A 21205-nucleotide genomic window follows, 5' to 3' on the forward strand; every position below is an offset into this window, starting at 1 on the left:
GGCACCGACAAACGAGGAAGGCCGCCCAATGTCCCGCTACCTGATCACTTCGGCGATCCCCTACATCAACGGCATCAAGCACCTGGGGAACCTGGTGGGCAGCCAGCTTCCCGCCGATCTCTATGCCCGCTACCTGCGCCAGCGGGGCCACGAGGTGATGTTCCTCTGCGCCACGGACGAACACGGCACCCCGGCCGAGCTTGCCGCCGCCAAGGCCCAGCAGCCCGTGGCCGAGTACTGCGCCGAGATGCACAAGGTCCAGAAGGGACTATCCGACGGCTTCCGACTGAGCTTCGACAAGTTCGGCCGCTCGTCCAGCCCGCAGAACCGCGAGTTGACGCAGCACTTCGCCGGACGGCTCTACGACGCGGGCCTGATCGAGGAAGTGACCGAGCGGCAGGTCTATTCCCAGGACGACGGTCGCTTCCTGCCCGACCGCTACATCGAGGGCACCTGCCCCAATTGCGGCTACGACAAGGCCCGCGGCGACCAGTGCGAGAACTGCACCAAGCAGCTCGACCCGACCGACCTGATCGACCCCAAGAGCGCGATCTCGGGCTCGACCGAACTGGAGGTGCGCGAGACCAAGCACCTCTATCTCCGCCAATCGGCGATGCGCGACGAGCTGAACGCCTGGATCGACGAAAAGGCGGACTGGCCCGTGCTGACCACGTCGATCGCGAAGAAGTGGCTTAACGACGGCGACGGCCTGCGCGACCGGGGCATCACCCGCGACCTCGACTGGGGCGTCCCGGTCAAGCGCGGCGACGCGCCCTGGCCGGGCATGGAGGGCAAGGTCTTCTACGTCTGGTTCGACGCACCGATCGAATACATCGCATCCGCCCGCGAATGGGCCGAGGAAAAGGGCCTGGACGACGCCGCCTGGCAACGGTGGTGGCGCACCGACAAGGGCGCCGAGGATGTCCGCTACGTGCAGTTCATGGGCAAGGACAACGTGCCGTTCCACACCCTCTCCTTCCCCGCGACGATCATGGGGTCGGGCGAGCCGTGGAAGCTCGTCGACTACATCAAGTCGTTCAACTACCTGAACTACGACGGCGGCCAGTTCTCGACCTCGCAGGGGCGCGGGGTCTTCATGGACCAGGCCCTGTCGATCCTGCCGGCGGATTACTGGCGCTGGTGGCTCCTGTCCCATGCGCCCGAGAGCGGCGATGCCGAGTTCACCTGGGAGAACTTCCAGCAGAGCGTGAACAAGGACCTCGCCGACGTGCTGGGCAATTTCGTCAGCCGCGTGACCAAGTTCTGCCGCTCGAAGTTCGGCACCGAGATCCCGTCGGGCGGCAGCTACGGCCAGGCCGAGACCGACCTGATCGAAGAACTGACGCGCCGCGTGCGGGCCTACGAGACGCACATGGACAACATCGACATCCGCAAGGCGGCGATGGAGCTGCGGGCGACGTGGGTGGCCGGCAACGAATACCTGCAATCCACCGCGCCCTGGGCCGCCTACAAGGAAGACCCCGACCGGGCGGCGGCGATCGTGCGCCTGTCGCTGAACCTGATCCGGGTCTACGCGGTGCTGTCGCACCCCTTCATCCCCGATGCTGCCGACCAGATGCTCGCGGCGATGCATTGCGCGGACGACAGCTGGCCCGACGATATCGCCGCCGCGCTCGACGTGCTGCCGGCCGGCCATGCCTTCGACGTGCCGGACGTGCTGTTCCGCAAGATCACCGACGACGAGCGCGACGACTGGCAGGCGCGGTTTTCCGGCGTGCGGGACTAGCTCCCGCCCGTCACCGACAGGCTGACAGAGCGGCTCTCGCCGTTCCGGCGCAGGTCGAGTTCGACCTCCTGGCCGGGTGACAGCCGGTCGAGCTGCGCCTCGAGATCGTCCAGCGTCCGGACCTGCGCGCCGTCGATCCCCCGGATCACGTCGCCCGGCACCAGCCGGCCGTCGCGGGTCATCCGCGCCGGATCCAGCCCCGCCCTGTCCGCGGGGCTGCCCGGCTCGACGCTCATCACAAGCGCGCCGTCGATGCCCTGCCGATTGGCCAGCGCGTTGACCCGCGCGTCGAACCGGACGCCTAAGCCCGGCGGCGTGTAGCGGCCGGTCTCGATCAGTTGCGGCACCACACGGTTCACGGTGCCCACCGGCACCGCGAACCCGATCCCCGCCGAGCCGCCCGAGGGCGAGAAGATCGCCGTGTTCACCCCGATCAGCCGTCCCGCCGAGTCCAGCAGCGGCCCGCCCGAATTGCCCGGATTGATCGCCGCGTCGGTCTGGACGAGTCCGCGGATCGTCCGGCCGTTGTCCTCGGTCAGTTCGCGGTCCAGCGCCGAGACGATGCCGGTGGTCAGCGTCCAGTCCAGACCGAAGGGATTGCCGATCGCCAGCACCTTCTGCCCCACCTGCAGGTCGCGGCTGGTGCCGATGGCGACCGGCTCGGGCAGGCGCGCGGCGTCGATCTTGAGCACGGCGAGGTCGTGGCTAGGATCGCGACCGACGAGCCGCGCCTCGAAGCGCCGGCCGTCGGCCAAGGCCACCGTCGCCCGCGAGGCGCCCTGGATCACATGGTTGTTCGTGACGACGTGCCCCTGCCCGTCCCAGAGAAACCCTGACCCGCTACCCGCCGGCTGGTCATAGCTGCGCCGAGTCCACGGATCGACCACCCGCGCGGCGGTGGAGATTGCGACCACCCCGTCGCGGGTCGCCTGGAACAGCTCGATGGTCGACCGCTCTTCCGCCGCCAGTTCGCCGCGTGCGGTCACGACGCGCGGCATCTCGGTGCCGTCGAACAGGTCGATCAACGCCGGTGACAGGCGCCATCCGACAGATACGGCGAGCGCCGCGGCGACCACGAGTGCAAGACGCTGCGCAAAACTCATGGCCCTGAAATCGTGTAACGTGCGCCCGGCGTCAACGCGTGTGACGACGCGGACACGCCCTGAGAGTGCGGGTATTGATTGACGGATGCGCCTCCTTATTTAGAATTATTCTAAATTTAAGGAATCGTTCATGAGTCTCACCGCCGTCTTCCTCCTGGCCCTGATGACCGCCATCGCGACCGGCCTCGGCGCCCTGCCCTTCCTGTTCGTCTCCGGCGTGGCGCGGCGAAGCCTCGGCAGCGCGAACGCCCTCGCGGCGGGCCTCATGCTGGCGGCGAGCGCCGTGCTGCTGATGGAAGGCACCTCGGCTGGAGCGTGGCTGACAGCCGGCGGCGCGCTGGTCGGGGCCGCGGCGGTGGTGCTGGCGCAGCGGGTGCTGTCGCAGCACGAGTCGCTGTCGGTCGGCGAGCTCAGCGGTGCCGATGCACGCCGGGCCGTGCTGATCATGGGGGTGATGACGGCGCACTCCTTTGCCGAGGGGATCGGCGTCGGCGTGTCCTATGGCGGGGGCGACTCGCTCGGTCTGTTCGTCACGACGGCGATCGCCCTGCAGAATGTCCCCGAAGGCCTGGCCATCGCGCTGGTCCTCGTTCCGTCCGGCGTGTCGGTCTGGGCCGCCGCCGGATGGGCGGTCGTCTCGAGCCTGCCGCAGCCCGTCTTTGCGCTGCCGGCCTATGCCGGGGTCGAGGCCTTCACTCAGGCGCTGCCGTTCGGCCTGGGCTTCGCAGCGGGGGCGATGGTGGCAATGGCCCTGGTCGACCTGCTGCCCGAAGCCGTGGAGATGGCGGGGTGGCGGCGCGTCGCGCTCATCGCACAGGGCGCTTTGCTGGCGGGGCTCGCCGTGGACGTTGCGCTCGGCCTGTAACGTTCCGGGCGCGGACCCAGCCCGCGCCCGGAAGGGCACTCAGTGCTTCACGATGGTGCCGTCGTCCTCGTACAGCGGATAGCTGCCCTCTTCGTCGTGGTCCTCGGGACCGACGAGCGACGGACTGAAGACGCAGAGCACGGTCATGCCCTTCTCGCTGCTCAGGATATGCTTCTGATGCTTGTCGAGCGCATAGAGCGTGCCGGGCTTGAGCTCGTAGGTGCCGCCCTCGGTCAGGTCCTCGATCTGGCCCTCACCGTCGGTGCAGATGACCGTTTCCTTATGGTTCTTGTACCACATGTGCAGGCTCTGGCCGGGCTTGATGTAGGTCTCGTGGACCGAGTGCCCCATCCCGTCGGCGCGCAGGGTATAGCGCTTGGAGATGAACTTCTCCTCGTCTACGGCGCTGTTCTCGGCGTCTTTCTGGTCGCGGACGATCATGTGTCGCTCCTTCGTTCGTCGTTATGTTTAGGGTCTCAGGCGGCCAGTTCGGCCGGGTTCGGCACGGTCGGAAAGCGTGCGGGGTTGGCGTCGAGATACGCCTTGGAGGCGCGCAGCACGCGCACGTCGTCGAACTTGCCCCCGGCCAGCTGGAAGCCCACGGGCAACCCGTCGGCGGTAAAGCCGCACGGAACCGACGCGGCCGGCTGCTGGCTGAGGTTGAACGGGTACGAGAACGGCGACCACTCGGTCCAGTCGGACATGTCGCTGCCCGGCGGCACCTCCTGGTTCACCTCGAAGGGCGGGATCGCCACCGACGGTGTCATCAGCAGGTGGTAATCCTGGTTGAACCGCTCGAGCGCCTGGGTGAAGCGCGCCCGTTCGGACAGCGCGCGGAAGTGATCCAGCGCGGTCCAGTCCTCGGCCGCCTTGGCGTTGGCCACGATGCCGGGATCCAGCTTGGCGCATTCGTCGCCCGTGCAGGACTTGTAGAGGTCGAGCGAGGCCGTGAACCAGATCATCTGGAAGATCTTGATCGGCGACTCGAAGCCGGGGTCGATCTCAACCACCTCGGCGCCCAGCTCCTCGAGCTTTTCGGCCGCCTCGCGCACCCGCGCGGCAACCTGCGGATCGACGGTCGCATAGCCGAGATCGGGCGAGAATGCGATGCGCAGGCCCTTCAGCCCGTCGTCGAGGTCGCGCGCCCAGTCCTCGGGCTGGCCGCGCGTCGCGTAGGGGTCGCGATAGCTGTAGCGGCCGATCACGTTCAGCATCATCGCCGCGTCGTCCACGGTCCGGGTCATCGGTCCGATATGCGACAGCGTCGGCGTCTTTGCCGGCGGCCATTGCGGCGTCCAGCCGAAGGTCGGCTTGAAGCCGTACACGCCGGTGAACGACGCGGGAATCCGGATCGAGCCGCCGGAATCGCCGCCCTGGTGCAGCGCGCCCATGTTCAGCGCCGCGGCGGCGGCGGCCCCGCCGGACGAGCCGCCGGGCGTCAGGCTGGTGTCCCAGGGGTTCATCGTCGCGCCGAACACGCGGTTGTCGGTGACGCCCTTCCAACCGAATTCCGGCGTGTTGGTCTTGCCCAGGATGACCGCCCCGGCCTCGCGCATGCGCTCCGTCGGCGGCGCGTCGCGGTCGCACGGCTTGTCCGATGTCAGCAGCGACCCGTCGCGGGCGGGCATGCCCTTGACCTCGGTCAGGTCCTTCATCGAGACGGGCACGCCGTCGATCGGGCTCAGTTGAGCGCCCTGCCCCCAGCGCCGGGCCGACTCGGTCGCGGCGGCTTCGGCGCCTTCGCGATCGACGTGGACATAGGCGTTGACGGCGTCGTTGTAGCGGTCGATCCGGTCGAGCGCGGCGCGCGTCGCCTCGAGAGGGGACGCCTCGCGGCGGGCGAAGAGGTCGGACAGCTGGGCGGCGGTACAGCTGCCGAGATCGGTCTCACTCAATTGACATGTCTCCTTTTGTCGCATCGCCGGGCGAACGCCGACAAAAAGGGACTGTTCCTGCCCCGCAAACGACGCGGCGAAAAACATTAAATGGATTAAGTCTCGCGCGACCGAGCGGCCCCGCCTAGGCGCCGACCGAGCCTTGCGCCGAAAGACGGTCCGGCATCGCGCCGCGCGCCACGTCCATGGACAGACGGACCTGCTGTTCGACCCGCGTCAGCGCGTCCCGGATCGACGCGAGGTCTCCCTTCATGATCTCGATATCGCGCCAGTCGATATCCATGAAGTTCAGGCTGCCGGAAACCTCGCTGAGCCGCGCGACAAGGTCGACGGCCTCGTCCGCCTCTTGCCTGCCGCGATGGAGGCCGAGTTCGTCCAGGACATCCCGCGCCCGTTCCAGAAGAACGGCGCAGTGGTCCATCAGGGCCGCGACATGTGCCGCTCGTGTCGATGTGTTCATCGTGTGCTCGATCCCGCCTGTCCCGGAGCGGTTTGCCCGCCCTCACGCGCACGCAACTCCGAAGCGGCTACGGCGGTTCCGCAAGCGTCAGGCGGCTGGGCAGGACCTTGCGCGGGGCTCACGCCGGCTCGAACACCTCAACCGACAGGATCGTGGGCAGGTGGCGGGCGATCTCGGACCAGGTGTCGCCCTCGTCCGCGCTGGCGAAGACCGATCCCGAGTTCGTGCCGAAATAGACGCCGGCCGGGTCGCGCGTGTCCACGGCCATGCCCTGCCGCAGCACGGTGAAGAAACAGGCCTCCTGCGGCAATCCGGTCCGGCACGCGGCCCACGTCTCGCCGGCATCGCGCGACCGCCAGACCGCCGCCGCCGCGTCCGGCGGAAACCGGCCCTGCATGTCGCCGTTCAGGGGCAGCGTCCAGATCGTGCCGGGATCTCGGGGGTGCACGCGGATCGGAAAGCCGAAGGTCGATGGCAGCCCATCGGTCACGTCGTCCCAGCTTCGGCCGCCATCGGACGAGCGCCAGACACCGTGGTGGTTCTGCTGGTAGAGCCGCGCCGCCGCTCCGGGCGCCCGGACGAGGTTGTGCACGCAATGCCCCGTCTCGCCGTCCCGAGGCCCCGCGGGATGGTCGTGGCCACCGCAGGACGAGGTGTTCGACAGCCGGTTTCGCCGCTCCCAGCTGGCGCCGCCATCCTCGGTCGCGAACACCCCCGCGGCCGAAATCCCGACCCAGAGCGCCTGGCTGTCCGACGAATCCGCGACGATGGTGTGCAGCACCAGCCCCGCTCCGCCGGGCGACCATGTATCCGCTGAGGGATGATTGCGCAGCGCCTCCCGCTCGTGCCACGTCTCCCCGGCATCGGCGCTTTCGAGCAGCCGCGCCGGCTTGGTTCCCGCCAGCAGGCGGCCATTGGCCAGACCGAGCGACCAGATTTGCTGGAACGCGTCCGCCATCGGCGGGCTCTCGGTCTCGGACCAGCCGATCATTTGTGCGAAGTCGGGATCGTCTGCAGCCCACGCGTCCATCGTGCCGGTCGTCAGGCGCACCAGTTCCCAGTTGTGCCCGCCGTCACCGGACCGCCAGATGCCGGCGCCGGTCCATTCGCCGCCGCCACCGGCCCAGACCATACCGCTGTCCGGGTCGCCGATGGCGTGGTTGATCGTCCAACCGTCACAGAACGGCCCCCGGACGCGCCAATCTCTTCGCGCGTCCTCGGACGAGACGACGAAGGCCCCCTTGGTCGTCCCCAGAAGAAGGTGAACAGGCTGTGCCGACACATCATCCTCCCGTCCCGCATCAGGAGCCTAGCATGGTCCGCGGGACCGCCCTAGCACCCCGATCGGCGTATGGCGGAGCTTGGCCGGCATGGCGGGCGGGATCAGGTCGGTGGTGCGGACGACGGGACTCGAACCCGTATGCATGAAGCCGAGAATTTTAAGTTCCCTGTGTATACCAATTCCACCACGTCCGCACTGACAGGCCACGGGCACAGGCCCGCGCCGACCATAACGACCCGCGCGGCGCCGGCAAGCCATCGGTCCGGTCAGAGCGCCACGTCCTTGACCGCCTGCATCCCCACGTAGGTCGAGGTGTTCGCCACGTGCGGCAGCGCCGACAGCCGCTCCCCCAGCACCGTCCGGTATTCGGTCATGCTCGAGGTGCGCACTTTCAGCAGATAGTCGAAATCGCCCGCGATCATGTGGCACTGCTCGACCTCGGGGATCTCGATCACCGCAGCGTTGAAGGCGGCGAGCGCGGGTTCGCGTGTGTCCGACAGCTTGACCTCGACAAAGGCCACATGCTCGCGCCGCAGACGCACCGGATCGACCAGCGCGCGGTAGCCCGTGATCACGCCCGCGGCCTCCAGCCGCTTGACCCGCGCCTGGGTCGGCGATTTCGACAGCCCGATCTGCCGCGCCAGCTCCGTCATGCTGATTCGACCGTCGGCGGAAAGCACGCGAAGGATCGCACGATCGAACCCGTCCAGGGTGTCGATATCGAACTGCATCGGCGGTCTCCAATTTTTCAGGACAACCGCCTGCGGAAGGCTAGGTCGTCGGGCGAACGGACTCGGAATTTTACCGTATCCTAGGGGATCAAACAGGAGGCCGCCATGCCGCGTGACAGCGAATACACCCCCCTGCCAGAACTCTCGGTCGAGAAGTATCCCGATGCCGGTGCGGTATTGGCCGAGATGGTGCGGACCGCGAACCTGTCAGAGGAGGACCGCGCCCGCATCAGCGAAGCGGGCGCCGAACTGGTGCGCCGGATCCGCGGTTCGGCCAAGCCGGGCCTGATGGAGACGTTCCTGTCGGAGTATGGTCTTTCGACCGAAGAGGGCATCGCGCTGATGTGCCTTGCCGAGGCGCTGTTGCGCGTGCCCGACGCCGAGACGATCGACGACCTGATCGAGGACAAGATCGCCCCGTCCGACTGGGGCAAGCACATGGGCCATTCCTCGTCGCCGCTGGTCAACGCGTCGACCTGGGCGCTGATGCTGACCGGCAAGGTTCTGGAGGAACGGCGCCCCGGCCTCGTCGGCCAGCTGCGGGGCGCGGTGCGCCGCATGGGCGAACCGGTGATCCGACAGGCGGTCCGCCAGGCGATGCGCGAGATGGGCCGGCAGTTCGTCCTGGGCGAGAACATCAAGTCCGCGATGGAGCGCGCGGAAAAGCAGGAAGCCAGGGGCTACACCTATTCCTACGACATGCTGGGCGAGGCCGCGCGGACCATGCGCGACGCCGACCGCTATCAGAAGTCTTACGCCGATGCGATCGACGCCATCGCCAACGCCGCGACGAAGGGCGACGTGGCGACCAATCCGGGCATTTCGGTCAAGCTGTCGGCCCTGCATCCGCGCTACGAGGTCTCTCAGGCCGACCGCGTGATGGAAGAGCTCGTGCCGCGGGTGCAGGCCCTTGCCGCGCAGGCCGCGAAACTGAACATCGGATTCAACATCGACGCCGAGGAAGCCGACCGGCTGACCATGTCGCTCCGCGTGATCGAGGCGGCGCTCGCCGATCCGCGGCTCGAGGGATGGCACGGCTTCGGCGTCGTGGTGCAGGCCTATGGCCCCCGCGCCGGCGCCGTGATCGACTGGGTCCACGACACCGCGACGCGGCTGGACCGCAAGCTGATGGTGCGCCTCGTGAAGGGCGCCTACTGGGACACCGAGATCAAGGCCGCGCAGGTGGCCGGCACCTCGGCCTTCCCCGTCTTTACCGCCAAGCCCGCCTCGGATGTCAGCTTCATCGCGAATGCCCGCAAGCTGTTGGGCATGACCGACCGCATCTACCCGCAGTTCGCGACGCACAACGCGCACACGGTCGCCGCAGTGCTCGACATGGCGGACGACAAGAAGGCGTTCGAGTTCCAGCGCCTGCACGGCATGGGCGAGACGCTGCATGACATGGTCATGGCCGACCACGGCACCGCGTGCCGCATCTATGCCCCCGTCGGCGCGCACAGGGACCTTCTGGCCTATCTCGTGCGGCGCCTTCTGGAAAACGGCGCGAACTCGTCCTTCGTGAACCAGATCGTCGACGACGACGTCCCGCCCGAGGTCGTGGCCGCCGACCCGTTCAAGGAAACCGACCGCGCCGCCCCGGTGCCGCCGGGCACGGACATCTTCCTGCCCGACCGCAAGAACTCGCGCGGGTGGGACCTGACCGAGCGCCACACTCTGCGCGAGATCGAAGAGCAGCGCCGCCCCTACATGGCGTCCGACTTCAGGGCCGCGCCGGTTCTCGCCACGGAGACGCCGGGCGGGACCGACCGCAAGCAGCACAATCCCGCACGCAAGGACGAGGTTGTCGGCACCGTGACCGACGCCGACGAAACCCAGGTCGAGGCCGCGCTGTCGGCCGCCGCCCCGTGGGAGGCCCCGGCATCCGAGCGGGCCAAGGTGCTGCGCCGGATCGCGGACCTCTATGAGGAGAATTACGGCGAGTTCTTCGCGGCGCTGGCCCGCGAGGCGGGCAAGTCGATGAACGACGCCGTGGGCGAAGTGCGCGAGGCGGTCGACTTCCTGCGCTACTATGCCTCCCGCGCCGAAGAACTGAGGACACCGCCACGCGGGGTCTTTACCTGCGTCTCGCCGTGGAACTTCCCGCTGGCCATCTTCACGGGACAGATCGCCGGGGCCCTGGCGGGGGGCAACGGCGTGCTCGCCAAGCCGGCCGAGCAGTCGCCGCTGATCGCCGCCATCGCGGTACGCCTGATGCACGAGGGCGGCGTGCCCCGCCACGCGCTGCAGTTCCTGCCCGGTGACGGGGCCACCGTCGGGGCGGCGCTCACCTCGGACCTGCGGGTGGCGGGCGTCGCATTCACCGGCTCGACCCACACCGCGCGCGCCATCCGTCGGACGATGTCCGACAACCTCGCCCCCGGCGCCCCGCTCATCGCCGAGACGGGCGGCCTGAACGCGATGATCGTCGACAGCACCGCCCTGCTGGAACAGGCCGTGCGCGACATCGTGCAGTCGGCCTTCCAATCCGCGGGCCAGCGCTGCTCGGCGCTGCGCTGTCTCTACGTGCAGGAGGACGTGGCCGAAGAGTTCAAGGAGATGCTCTTCGGCGCGATGGACGAGCTGCGCGTGGGCGATCCGTGGCACCTGTCGACCGATGTCGGCCCTCTGATCGACGGCGAGGCCCATGGCGAGATCTCGGCCTATGTCGAGAAGGCGCGCAAGGAGAAGCGCCTGATGAAGGAAGTGGGCGCCCCGGACGACGGACATTTCCAGGCGCCCTGCGTCATCTCGATCAAGGGGATCGAGGACCTGGGCGAAGAGGTCTTCGGCCCCGTCCTGCACATGGCCACCTACAAGGCCGAGAAGATCGACGCCGTGATCGACTCGGTCAACGCCAAGGGCTATGGCCTGACATTCGGGCTGCACAGCCGCATCGACAACCGCGTGCAGCACGTCATCGACCGGGTGAAGGTCGGCAACCTCTACGTCAACCGCAACCAGATCGGCGCGATCGTCGGCAGTCAGCCCTTCGGTGGCGAGGGACTGTCGGGCACCGGTCCCAAGGCCGGCGGGCCGGACTACGTGGCCCGCTTCACCGAACCGGGCCTGCCGGACCTTCCAACCGACGTCGAGACCGAGACGATGCCCCTGAAGGCGCTGCAGAAGGCTCTCGATCAGACCAAGGCGCCGACCGCCGAGATCGACACACTCGAACTCCCGGGACCGACCGGTGAATCGAACCGCCTGTCGCACTTCGCGCGTGAGCCGATCCTGTGCTGTGGCCCCGGCAGGGCCGCGCAGGAAGAGCAGATCCGCGCCGTGGGCGCCCTGGGCGGCGTCGGCGTGGCCGCAGGCGGCGTGCCCGAGGCGGACGCGCTCACCAAGCTGCGCGGCCTCGGCGGCGTCGTCTGGTGGGGCGACGAGGATACCGCCCGCCGACTGTCGCGGGAACTCGCCGCCCGCGAGGGACCGATCCTGCGGCTGACGACCGAGGAACTGACGCATCCAGACGTCCTGCTGGAGCGTCACGTCTGCGTCGACACGACCGCGTCGGGCGGCAACGCCGCCCTGCTCGCCCAGGCCTCCAAGGCCTGAGCACCGCGCTTGACCTGAGGGCCGAAGCACGCCACTTCGGCCCTCATGTTTCCGATCCGCGACCACAACCCGTCACAGCGGGTTCCATTCGTCACCTACGCGCTGATCCTGGCGAATGTCGCGGTCTTTCTGGCCACGCTTCCCCTGTATTCCGATCCGGCCGAGCTGAACGCCTTCTTCGCCGACTGGGCGCTGGTGCCCGCGGTGTCGAATCCGGCAACCTTCGTGACCTCGCAGTTCCTTCACGGCGGCATCGCGCATCTCGCCGGAAACATGCTGTTCCTGTGGATCTTCGGCGACAACCTCGAGGACGAGCTGGGTCACTGGACCTTCCTCGGCTTCTACCTGCTGGGCGGGATCGGCGCCGGGATCGCCCAGGTCCTGCCCGACCCGTCGGCGCAGGTGCCGATGGTCGGCGCGTCGGGCGCCATCGCGGCGGTCATGGGAGGCTATCTCCTTCTCTTTCCGCGCGCTCGCGTCGACATCCTGGTGATCCTGCTCATCTTCTTCCGGATCGTCCCGGTGCCCGCGTGGCTCGTGCTGGGCCTGTGGTTCGGGTTGCAGCTGATCTCGGGCGCGGCGACACCTATGGATGGCGGCGGAGTCGCCTACTGGGCCCATGCGGGTGGCTTCCTCGTGGGGCTGCTGGCGACGATACCGCATTGGCGGCGCAAGGGCGGCACCGACTACTGGCACCGCACCCACGGCCACCCGCCCCACCCCGAGGCGCAGTACCGCCTGCGCCGCACCACCGTTCCACGTGCAGGGAGACACCGGCAATGAACACGGTCCGCGTCACATGCCATTGCGGCGCAATCGAGCTGTCGGTGCGGCTCAGCGACGGGCTGAACACCGCCCGGCGCTGCGACTGCTCCTATTGCGCCCGGCGCGGCGCGATCATGATCTCGGCCCCGGCCGAAGGGGTCGAACTGGTACGCGGCGCCGACACTCTGGGCACCTACCAGTGGAACACCCAGGTGGCAGAGCACCATTTCTGCACGGTCTGCGGCATCTACACGCACCACCGGCGGCGCTCGAACCCGGACGAGTACGGCATCAACGCTGGCTGCATCGAGGGCGTGAACCCGCGCGACCTGGGCGAGGTGCCGTGGGTCGAGGGGCGCAAACGTCCGCTGGAGGACTGAGTCAGGCCTGCCGGATCAGCTTGGCGAACGATTCGAACACGTCGCCGTTCGCCGCGATGATCTCGCCCGAGGCCAGGACGTCGCCCTCAGGCGTGATCGTGTCGAAGAAGCCGCCCGCCTCGCGCAGGATCAGGATGCCCGCGGCGATGTCCCAAGGCTTGGTGCCCCGCTCCCAGTAGCCGTCGTAGCGCCCGCCCGCGACATAGGCGAGATCCAGCGACGCCGCGCCCGAGCGGCGGACGCCGGCGGTCGCGGGAAGCAGACGTCCCAGGTCGCGCAGCACCGCCGGGAGTTCGGACTTGCCGCCGAAGGGCAGCCCGGTGGCGAACAGACATTCGATCAGCCGGTGGCGGTTCGAGACCCGAAGGCGGCTTTCGTTCATGAACGCGCCCATGCCCTTCTCGGCCATGAAAAGCTCGTCCTTGGCCGGATCGAACACCACGGCCGAGACGATCTCGCCCTTGTGCTCCAGCGCGATGGAGACGGCCCAGTGCGGCAGGCCGTGCAGGTAGTTGGTCGTTCCGTCGAGAGGGTCGACGATCCAGCGGCGGGTGGGATCCTTGCCCTCGTGCGAGGTGCTCTCCTCGCCGACCCAGCCATAGTTCGGGCGCGCCTCGGACAGGATCTCGTGCACGATCCGCTCGGCCGCGATGTCGGCACGGCTGACGAAGTCGCCCGCACCCTTGGCGCTGACCTGCAGGTTCTCGACCTCGCGGAAATCCTTGACCAGGCTCCGGCCCGCGGCACGGGCCGCCTTGATCATGATGTTGAGGTTCGCACTGCCCTGCATGTCGCCGCTCCGCTTGATGAGGCCGCGCGTATAGGCGCATGAGCCGCCGTTGCCAAGGGGCCGTCAAGCCGGACCGCCCGCGCGTTGCAGCTTGACCGGCTCGCTGCGCGCCAGCCGCAGGAGATGCGCCATGAAGGGCTGTGTCGTCTGGTCGCTACGCGTCGCCGCATAGAGCCGCCGCGTCAGCCCTCGCTCGGTGATCGGGCGTGTCACGTAGTCGGAGTGATAGCGCACGTCGCGCACCACCCAGTCGGGCAGCACCGCCACCCCGCGCCGCGACGCCACGAGCAGCAGGATCACCGCCGTCAGCTCGACCTGCCGGACGCCGCGCGGCTCGACCTTGGCGGGCGTCAGCAACTGGCTGAACACGTCGAGCCGGGACCGCTCCACCGGGTAGGTGATGAGAGTCTCGGGGCGGAAATCCTCGGCCTCGACAAAGGGCTTTTCGGCGAGGGGATGGTCCGAGGCCGCCACGAACACGGGCTCGTAGTCGAAGAGCGGCGTGAAATCGACGCCATCGAGCGACTCGGGATCGGACGAGACGACAAGATCGACCTCTTCGCGTTGCAGGGCCGGCAACGCCCCGAAGGCCAGACCGGGGCGGATGTCCACGTCGACATCGGGCCAGGCATGGCGGAACTTCTCGAGCACGGGGAACAGCCACTCGAAACAGGCGTGACACTCGATGGCGATGTGCAGCCGTCCCGAGCGCCCGCTGCGCAGATCGGTGAACTCGGCCTCCAGCGCCTCGACTTCCGGCAGCACCTTCTCGGCCAGCCGCAGCAGCTTGTGCCCCGCCGCCGACAGCCGCAGCGGCTTAGAGCGGCGCACGAACAGTTCGACCCCGGCCTGTTCCTCAAGCCCCTTCACCTGATGACTGAGCGCCGATTGCGTGATGTTGAGGATCTGCGCCGCACGCCCGACGCCGCCCGCGTCGTGGATCGCCTTGATCGTGCGAAGATGACGGAACTCGATGTGCATACCCGCATGAACCTCATGTAGATGATGAGAATTATGAATTTGTCTCACATGCCCTTTCGAGCCACAATCCGTCAAACGCCGATGGAGTGTGCCCGATGCCTGACCCTCGCATATCATTCGAGTTCTTTCCGCCGCAGTCGCTGAAAGCGTCGTTCCGGCTGTGGGACACGGTGAAGATGCTCGCCCCGCTCGAGCCGACCTTCGTCTCGGTCACCTACGGCGCGGGTGGGACCACGCGCGACCTCACGCACGAGGCCGTGACGACGCTGGGACAGACCACCGGGCTGAACGTCGCCGCCCACCTGACCTGCGTGAACGCGTCGAAATCCGAGACGCTGGAGATCGCCAAGAGTTACGCCGATGCCGACGTGTCCGAGATCGTGGCGCTGCGCGGCGACCCGCCCAAGGGCGAAGGCAGGTTCACCCCGCATCCCGACGGTTTCGCCAGCTCGGTCGAGCTGATCGAGGCGCTCGCGGCCACGGGCGATTTCAAGCTGCGGGTCGGCGCCTACCCCGATCCCCATCCAGACGCCGCGCATCGCGATGCCGATGTCGAGTGGCTCAAGCGCAAGCTGGACGCAGGCGCCCATTCCGCCATCACCCAGTTCTTCTTCGAGAGCGAGACGTTCCTGCGGTTCCGCGACAAGTGCGTCCGGGCCGGCATCACCGCCCCGGTAATCCCCGGCATCCTGCCGATCGAGAACTGGACCGGCGTTCGCAAGTTCGCGTCGAAATGCGGCGCCTACATCCCGCCCTGGCTCGACCACGCCTTCGACAAGGCCGGTCGGGACGACCGCGAGACCGACCTCGCCACCGCGCTGGCAACCGAGATGTGCTCGGACCTTCTGGCCGAGGGGATCGAGGATCTGCACTTCTATACGCTGAACTCGGCGCAGATGACGCGGGACGTGATCCACGCGCTCGGCATCGCCCCTGCCACGCTGCTGCGCGACGTGGCCTGACCGGCGCTCAGGACGAGGCGCCGCTTTCCGCCTGTCCCGGCGCGGCGATGGCGCCATCGTCGTCATCGCGCGCCGTGGCGTGGACCCTCTCCGACGGGTCCTCTCCCACCACCCGGCGGCTGCGCGCGAGGAAGAGCTTGCTCCACCCGCGGTAGGTGCCGATGGAGGGCGCAGTCACGTCGGTGGGAAAGCGCGCCCGCCAGCCCTGCGGCAGGTCCAGGCCGCACTCCTCTGCGCACTCCAGCATCCAGACCAGTGGGATGTTCGACAGCGGTCGCGCCGCTGTCTTGCCGCCCAGTTGCCCGCCCACATCGCCGTGGCTGCCGCGGAACCACATCTGCACGATCCGCCCCTCGAAGTCCTCGGGGCTGTTCCACAGGACCGGGGCATAGGCTTCGCGCATTTCGTCCAGCGCCAGGGCGTGAAACCCGTTTCGCGTCGTCTGGCCGATATCGTGGTTGTGAAAACCGTGCTGCGCCTCGGACAGCTGCCACAGGAACGGCACCCGCAGCCCCAGCGCCTTGACGGTATCCCAGACGCCGATCATCTCGATCTCGACCGCCTCGTGGCAGTTGAGCCGGCTGAAAGCCCGCGACGCGTGGCTCGGCTCTCCGTAGCGGTAGTAATGGTAGGCCTGCCGCACCGTGCGCTCGGTGGCGCGATCATGTCGCACCAGGCCCATCTGGTCGATCACGCCGGCCAGGGATCGCGCAGCATAGGCCCCGCGGGAAAAGCCGAAGAGATAGATGCGGTCGCCCGGACGATAGCGCGAGGCGAGCGCACCATAGGCCCGGACGATCTGCCGGTTGATGCCGCGCCCCTCGACCACGTCCATCGTCGCGCGCCAGTTCTGCCACTGGATGCCCGCCTCGTACCGCAGCGACAGCTGCGGGTCCGGCAGCCGCTCCTGCAGGAGCCGGTAGAGAAGACCGGCGTTCGTCTCTTCTCCGGGCACGAGGCTGGACATGGTGCCATCAAGGATGATGACGTGATCGACGCGCCCGCGCCGCGGGCGCTTGGGCGATTGCTCGACCTGGCGAACCCGGTCGAGCCACGCCCAGAGGCGTTCACTCAGCCGCAACGGCCGGCTCCGTGACCTCCTGCAACATCGACCAGACGCGGTACGGCGTGAACGGCATGTCGACGCGGCGCACGCCCCGCGACCAGAGCGCATCGAGCACGCCATTCGCCACCGCCGCCAGCGCGCCGACGGTCCCGGCTTCGCCGCAGCCCTTCATGCCCATCGGGTTGGCGGTGGACGGCACCGGAGCGGTCGAGAAGCCGATCATCGGGATATCGAAGGCCCGCGGCATGGCGTAATCCATGAAGCTCGCGGTCAAGAGCTGCCCGTCCTCGTCGTAGACGACACGCTCGGAAATCGCCTGACCAATGCCCTGCGCCACGCCGCCGTGAACCTGACCTTCGGCCAGCAGCGGATTGATAAGGTTTCCGAAATCGTCGACGACCGTATAGCGGTCGACCTCGGTGACGCCGGTGTCTGGATCGATCTCGATCTCGGCGATGTGGCAGCCGTTGGGATAGGAGCGCCCCGGCAGCGTCGCCGTCTCGGTGATCTTCAGAAGATCGTCGCGCCCCGCGGCGCGGGCCATCTCGGCCACCTCCAGCATCGTCGGCGTCTCGTTCCGCCCCTCGATCCGAAAGCGTTCGTCGTCGAAGCTGATCGCGTCACGATCGACGCCCATCTCGTCCGCCAGGAAATCGGCAAAGCCGGTCTGCACCGCCGCGACGGCGGCCAGCGTCACGTGGGTCTGCACGGTGACCGAGCGGGAACCGCCAGTTCCGCCGCCCCGCGCGATCCGGTCGCTGTCGCCCTGGACGACGGTGATCTTCTCGAACGGGATGCCGCTCTGGTCGGCGAGGAAGCGGGCATAGACGGTCTCGTGCCCCTGCCCGTTGGACTGCGTGCCGACGTAGAGAGAGACGCTGCCATCCTCGTTGAACTCGACCGTCGCGTCCTCTTCCGGCGAGCCGAGGATGGATTCGATGTAATAGGCGACGCCGAGGCCCCGCAGCTTTCCAGCCTTTTCGCTCTGCGCGCGGCGCGCCTCGAAGCCGGCGCGATCCGCCGCCTCTTCCGCACGCGTCATGACCATCCGGAAATCGCCGACGTCGTAATTCTCGCCCGTGGCCGAGGTATAGGGGAAGGCGTCGGCGGGGATGAAGTTGCGCCGGCGCAGCTCGAACGGATCGACGCCAAGCTGACGCGCCGCGGTGTCCATGATGCGCTCGAGCGCGTAGATTGCCTCGGGCCGTCCGGCTCCGCGATAGGCGTCGACCGGCGCGGTGTTGGTGAAGATGCCCCGCGTGCGCAGCCACGTCGTCTGTACGTCGTAGGTGCCCATCAACACGCGGGCGAACAGGTTGGTCTGGATCATCTGCCCGAACGTCGAGCAATACCCGCCAAGATTGCACGTATTCTCAATGCGATATCCGATGATCTTGAAGTTCTCGTCAAAGGCCAGCTCTGCGTGCGACACCAGATCACGGCCGCCATTGTCGCTCAGCATCGCCTCGCCGCGCTCTGACATCCAGCGCACCGGCCGGCCCAACTCTTTCGCGACCGCGCAGATCGCGAAGTACTCGGGATAGGAAAACCCCTTCATGCCGAAACCGCCGCCGACATCCGGCGTGGTCACGCGGACCTGCGCCTCGTCCAGCCCGAAGGACTTTGCCAGATGCCCCTTCATGCCCCAGACACCCTGCCCGCCAAAGCACAGGTGCATCCGCCCGTCGGCCCATTCGGCATAGGCGCCGCGCGGCTCCATCGAGTTGACCATGATCCGGTTGTCCTCGATCTCCATCGAGACGACATGCGCCGCTTCGGCAAAGGCACGGTCGGTCGCCTCGCGTTCGCCCAGTCCGAAATCGAAGGCCAAGTTGCCCGGCGCCTCGTCGTGCAGCGCCTCGCCGCCTTCCGACAGGCTCACATGCGCGGCACGTTCTGAGGCGTCGAACATGATCAACTCGGCCGCGTCGCGCGCCTGGTCGAGCGTATCGGCGACGACCAGCGCCACCGGCTCGCCCACGAAGCGGACTCGCCCCTTGGCCAGGAACGGGCGTTCCGGCGCGGCGGCGGGCGTGCCGTCGATATTGGTGACGGTCGAGAAATCCATGGCCAGCGAGACGCCCAACGCCTCGGCCCGCTCGGCCGTCAGCACCATGCGGACGCCTGGCGCCTCTTCGGCGTCCGAAACGTCAAGCTCGCTGATATCGCCATGCGCCACCGGACTCCTGAAGAAGAATCCGTGCAGCGCGTCGGCGGGTGCGATATCGTCGACATAGCTCCCCGCCCCGGTCAGAAAGCGCAGATCCTCGACGCGGGTTGCGGGTTGGGATTTGCCGAACTTTTCCATGGCATACGCTCCTGTCCGATAGGCCTTTTGCCCGGACAGTAACGACCGGCGGGGCCGAGTCCAGCCCCGCCGCCACGCTCAGTCGGTGAGCGCCATCGCGGTCGCGATCTCCAGCAGCCCGAACCCGTTGAACCGGGTGACCGTCGCCGTCGAATAGGCGCCGAGCCCGTGGAAGATGACGAAGTCGCCCTCGGCGATGTCACCCGGCAACGCCAGCTCGCCGGGCAGCCGGTCGACAGAGTCGCAGGTGGGACCGAAGACGATCCGCGGCACCGGCGCCCCGGCGCGCAGCGCGCCCTCGGGCCCGCGCACTTCGGTGCGGTCGATGATCCCGATCAGCGGCAGCTCGGCCAGCCCGCCATAGACCCCGTCGTTCAGAAAGACATGGGTGTCGTCACGCACCGCGCGCACCTGGGTCGCGAGCGAAAAGCTTTCGGCCACCAGGCCCCGGCCCGGCTCGCAGACAAGCGCCGGCGCGTCGTCCCCGAACACCTCTGCCGTGACCTGACCGATCATGTCGAAGATCGTCTCGAGCGCGGGGGCATGCTCGTGCAGGCGATGCGCGGGGAAGCCGCCGCCGACATTCAGGCGCGACAGGCGCACACCGGCCTGCGAAGTGATCTCGGCTGCCTTGCGGATATAGGCCGCCCACGCCATCGGGTCGGTGCACTGGGTGCCGGGGTGGAAGGTCAGCGACGGGGTGAAGCCCAGCTCCGCCGCCTCGGCCAGAAGGCCCGTGGCAAGGTCCGCGGTGGCGCCGAACTTGGCACCGAAATCATAGGCGCCGCCCGTCACCGGCAGCTTGAAGCGCACTGAGACCTCGGCGCCCGCGGGAACGAGCGCGGCCAGCTTGTGCAGTTCGGACCGGCTGTCGACCGAGAACGAGCGCACGCCCAGCTCGACGGCGCGGGCGATCTCGGACCGCGCGCGGACCGGGTTGTTGTAGTGCATCGCGGCGCCCGGGGCCGCGCGACCCACCAGCTCGATCTCGTACACCGAGGCCACGTCGAAGCCGCGCACGCCGGCGGCCGACAGGTTCTGGATGACCGCCTCGTCCGGGTTCGACTTCACCGCGTAGGTCACGAGGCCCGGGAACCCCTTGAGAAAACGGCGGGCCGTCGCCTGCAGGATCGCCGGCGCGAAGAAAAGCACGGGGGTCTCGGGCTGGTGCCGGACCAGGTATTCGGCGGGCGATGCCCAGATCGTTTTGGAAAGTCCCATCGGCGTCATCCTTGGTGCCATGAGACGCAGCCACCTCTTGCCCCGGTTCGACGGGTCGGGAGACGCTTGCGCGGTCTGCCTCCTCGCGGCCGGTGCGCTTTGCCCGGCCATTGTGTGCGCCGGATATGCGCGCGACTTTTACCGTTGAAAAGGGGCAAATCGTCCGATCGCCCCGGCAGTTTGACAGTCTTTGCCGGCAGACTGACAATGCCGGCAAATGCGCAACGCCGCAGGCCGGACAAGGGGCGGAAATGGACGAACTGGATCAACGCATCCTCGCGGCTCTGGCGGCGGACTCCTCCACCTCGACCTCGCGGCTGGCGCGGCGGTTCAAGGTCGCCCGGTCCACCGTTCAGGCACGGATCGAACGGATGGAGCGCACCGGCGTAATCGGCGGCTACACGGTCAAGCTGGGCGACGACGTATCGGTCCGCCGCATTCGCGCGACCGTGCTGCTGGAGATCGCGGCCAAGGCGACGGCCGCCATCCTCCAACGGCTACGGGCCATGCCCGAAGTCGAGATCGCGCATACGACGACAGGCCGCTGGGACCTGATCGTTCAGGTCGCCGCCGCCACCACGCAGGATCTCGACGAGGTCCTCGACCGGATCGAGGAAATCGAGGATGTCGGCGCGTTCGAGAGCATGATCCATCTCTCGACCCGCATCGACCGGGCGATGTGAGCGACAACAAAAAACGCGCCCCGGTGAGCGGGGCGCGTCAGTGTCACGGGTCTGGCGACGTCAGGCGGCTTCGGCCTGGGCGGCGTTGCGGCGCTCGGATTCCTCGCGCGACAGCGCGACCGACGTGCGGACACCCTTCGACACGAACTCCATCAGACCGGCGACGACGCGTTCGTTCGGATCGATGCCGGCACAGGACAGGACTTCGCGACCGTCGCGCGACCGCGCCCAACGCGCGATCTGGTCCGGCCCGTTGCCGTACTTCTTGTCATCGGAGATGGCATCGTCCAGAGCAGCGAGCACGACAGCAGCAAAGAGCTTGCGCGCACGATTGCCTTGCTCGTGGTTGAACGCGGTACCATCGACGAGATCGGCCATGTTTCGTCCTTCGTTATTGCTCTTGCATTTTCG

The 21205-nt window shown here is 67.9% G+C and carries 19 protein-coding genes and 1 tRNA gene; 7 read left to right on the forward strand and 13 right to left on the reverse strand.

All coding sequences use genetic code 11. The features are described from left to right. The first annotated feature begins 28 nt into the window (after window positions 1-28). Complete coding sequence (gene metG / locus BMZ25_RS18030) at window positions 29-1747, forward strand: methionine--tRNA ligase (RefSeq protein WP_092696049.1); 1719 nt, start codon at window positions 29-31, stop codon at window positions 1745-1747. Here metG and BMZ25_RS18035 read toward each other — a convergent pair. Continuing rightward, window positions 1744-2850: a S1C family serine protease gene (locus BMZ25_RS18035; RefSeq protein ID WP_092696050.1), complete on the reverse strand. Its 1107-nt coding sequence runs from the start codon at window positions 2848-2850 to the stop codon at window positions 1744-1746. The genes metG and BMZ25_RS18035 overlap by 4 nt on opposite strands. Window positions 2851-2980: 130 nt before the next feature. On the opposite strand from BMZ25_RS18035, the gene BMZ25_RS18040 reads away from it, so the two are divergent. Further along, window positions 2981-3715, forward strand: coding sequence for a ZIP family metal transporter (locus tag BMZ25_RS18040; protein ID WP_092696051.1), 735 nt, complete (start codon window positions 2981-2983; stop codon window positions 3713-3715). A gap of 39 nt (window positions 3716-3754) precedes the next feature. Here BMZ25_RS18040 and BMZ25_RS18045 read toward each other — a convergent pair whose 3' ends face one another. From BMZ25_RS18045 to BMZ25_RS18070, 6 genes are all read right to left on the reverse strand, one after another. Beyond that, the gene (locus BMZ25_RS18045) at window positions 3755-4156 is read right to left on the reverse strand and encodes an ectoine synthase (RefSeq protein ID WP_092696052.1); all 402 of its coding nucleotides are present in this window, start codon (window positions 4154-4156) and stop codon (window positions 3755-3757) included. 35 nt (window positions 4157-4191) lie between these two features. Continuing rightward, window positions 4192-5610, reverse strand: coding sequence for an amidase (locus tag BMZ25_RS18050; protein ID WP_092696053.1), 1419 nt, complete (start codon window positions 5608-5610; stop codon window positions 4192-4194). A 124-nt stretch (window positions 5611-5734) separates the two neighbouring features. Next, window positions 5735-6070, reverse strand: a complete 336-nt coding sequence (locus BMZ25_RS18055) for a hypothetical protein (protein WP_143071558.1) — start codon at window positions 6068-6070, stop codon at window positions 5735-5737. A gap of 118 nt (window positions 6071-6188) precedes the next feature. Then, window positions 6189-7352 (reverse strand): WD40/YVTN/BNR-like repeat-containing protein, encoded by a 1164-nt coding sequence (locus BMZ25_RS18060; protein WP_092696055.1) that lies wholly within the window; start codon window positions 7350-7352, stop codon window positions 6189-6191. 110 nt (window positions 7353-7462) lie between these two features. Then, window positions 7463-7546, reverse strand: a tRNA-Leu gene (locus BMZ25_RS18065). 72 nt (window positions 7547-7618) lie between these two features. Further along, entirely contained in the window at window positions 7619-8083 is a 465-nt protein-coding gene (locus BMZ25_RS18070; protein ID WP_092696056.1) for an Lrp/AsnC family transcriptional regulator, read from the reverse strand. Window positions 8084-8188: 105 nt separating this feature from the next. Here BMZ25_RS18070 and putA point away from each other — a divergent pair, with 105 nt between their 5' ends. From putA to BMZ25_RS18085, 3 genes are read left to right on the forward strand one after another with little or no spacing between them, the layout of a single operon-like run. Then, a complete protein-coding gene (gene putA / locus BMZ25_RS18075; RefSeq protein ID WP_092696057.1) occupies window positions 8189-11638 on the forward strand; it encodes a bifunctional proline dehydrogenase/L-glutamate gamma-semialdehyde dehydrogenase PutA in 3450 nt (1149 codons plus the stop codon). 45 nt (window positions 11639-11683) lie between these two features. Beyond that, the gene (locus BMZ25_RS18080; RefSeq protein WP_092696058.1) at window positions 11684-12421 is read left to right on the forward strand and encodes a rhomboid family intramembrane serine protease; all 738 of its coding nucleotides are present in this window, start codon (window positions 11684-11686) and stop codon (window positions 12419-12421) included. Continuing rightward, window positions 12418-12783 (forward strand): GFA family protein, encoded by a 366-nt coding sequence (locus tag BMZ25_RS18085; protein WP_092696059.1) that lies wholly within the window; start codon window positions 12418-12420, stop codon window positions 12781-12783. The genes BMZ25_RS18080 and BMZ25_RS18085 overlap by 4 nt, the downstream gene beginning before the upstream one ends. A 1-nt stretch (window position 12784) precedes the next feature. Here the strand turns inward: BMZ25_RS18085 and BMZ25_RS18090 are convergent, their stop codons facing one another. After that, window positions 12785-13573: an inositol monophosphatase family protein gene (locus tag BMZ25_RS18090; protein ID WP_092696060.1), complete on the reverse strand. Its 789-nt coding sequence runs from the start codon at window positions 13571-13573 to the stop codon at window positions 12785-12787. A 63-nt stretch (window positions 13574-13636) separates the two neighbouring features. Further along, on the reverse strand, window positions 13637-14554 hold the full coding sequence (locus BMZ25_RS18095) for a LysR family transcriptional regulator (protein ID WP_092696061.1): 918 nt from the start codon (window positions 14552-14554) through the stop codon (window positions 13637-13639). Between the two features lie 95 nt (window positions 14555-14649). On the opposite strand from BMZ25_RS18095, the gene metF reads away from it, so the two are divergent. Further along, window positions 14650-15516 (forward strand): methylenetetrahydrofolate reductase [NAD(P)H], encoded by an 867-nt coding sequence (gene metF / locus BMZ25_RS18100; protein ID WP_092696062.1) that lies wholly within the window; start codon window positions 14650-14652, stop codon window positions 15514-15516. A 7-nt stretch (window positions 15517-15523) separates the two neighbouring features. On the opposite strand, the gene BMZ25_RS18105 is transcribed toward metF, so the two are convergent. The 3 genes from BMZ25_RS18105 to BMZ25_RS18115 form a co-directional block, all read right to left on the reverse strand. Continuing rightward, window positions 15524-16597, reverse strand: coding sequence for a DUF2235 domain-containing protein (locus BMZ25_RS18105; RefSeq protein WP_235859933.1), 1074 nt, complete (start codon window positions 16595-16597; stop codon window positions 15524-15526). After that, window positions 16584-18890, reverse strand: a complete 2307-nt coding sequence (locus tag BMZ25_RS18110; RefSeq protein ID WP_092696064.1) for a xanthine dehydrogenase family protein molybdopterin-binding subunit — start codon at window positions 18888-18890, stop codon at window positions 16584-16586. The genes BMZ25_RS18105 and BMZ25_RS18110 overlap by 14 nt, the downstream gene beginning before the upstream one ends. Window positions 18891-18968: 78 nt before the next feature. Further along, window positions 18969-20111 (reverse strand): type III PLP-dependent enzyme, encoded by a 1143-nt coding sequence (locus tag BMZ25_RS18115; protein WP_092696065.1) that lies wholly within the window; start codon window positions 20109-20111, stop codon window positions 18969-18971. Between the two features lie 251 nt (window positions 20112-20362). Here BMZ25_RS18115 and BMZ25_RS18120 point away from each other — a divergent pair, with 251 nt between their 5' ends. Continuing rightward, window positions 20363-20794 (forward strand): Lrp/AsnC family transcriptional regulator, encoded by a 432-nt coding sequence (locus BMZ25_RS18120; protein ID WP_092696066.1) that lies wholly within the window; start codon window positions 20363-20365, stop codon window positions 20792-20794. 60 nt (window positions 20795-20854) lie between these two features. On the opposite strand, the gene BMZ25_RS18125 is transcribed toward BMZ25_RS18120, so the two are convergent. Continuing rightward, a complete protein-coding gene (locus BMZ25_RS18125; protein ID WP_092696067.1) occupies window positions 20855-21172 on the reverse strand; it encodes a DUF6280 family protein in 318 nt (105 codons plus the stop codon). Between the last annotated feature and the right edge of the window lie 33 nt (window positions 21173-21205).

Origin of the sequence: Tranquillimonas rosea (assembly GCF_900111315.1) — a bacterium.
GTDB classification, from domain to species: Bacteria; Pseudomonadota; Alphaproteobacteria; order Rhodobacterales; family Rhodobacteraceae; genus Tranquillimonas; species Tranquillimonas rosea.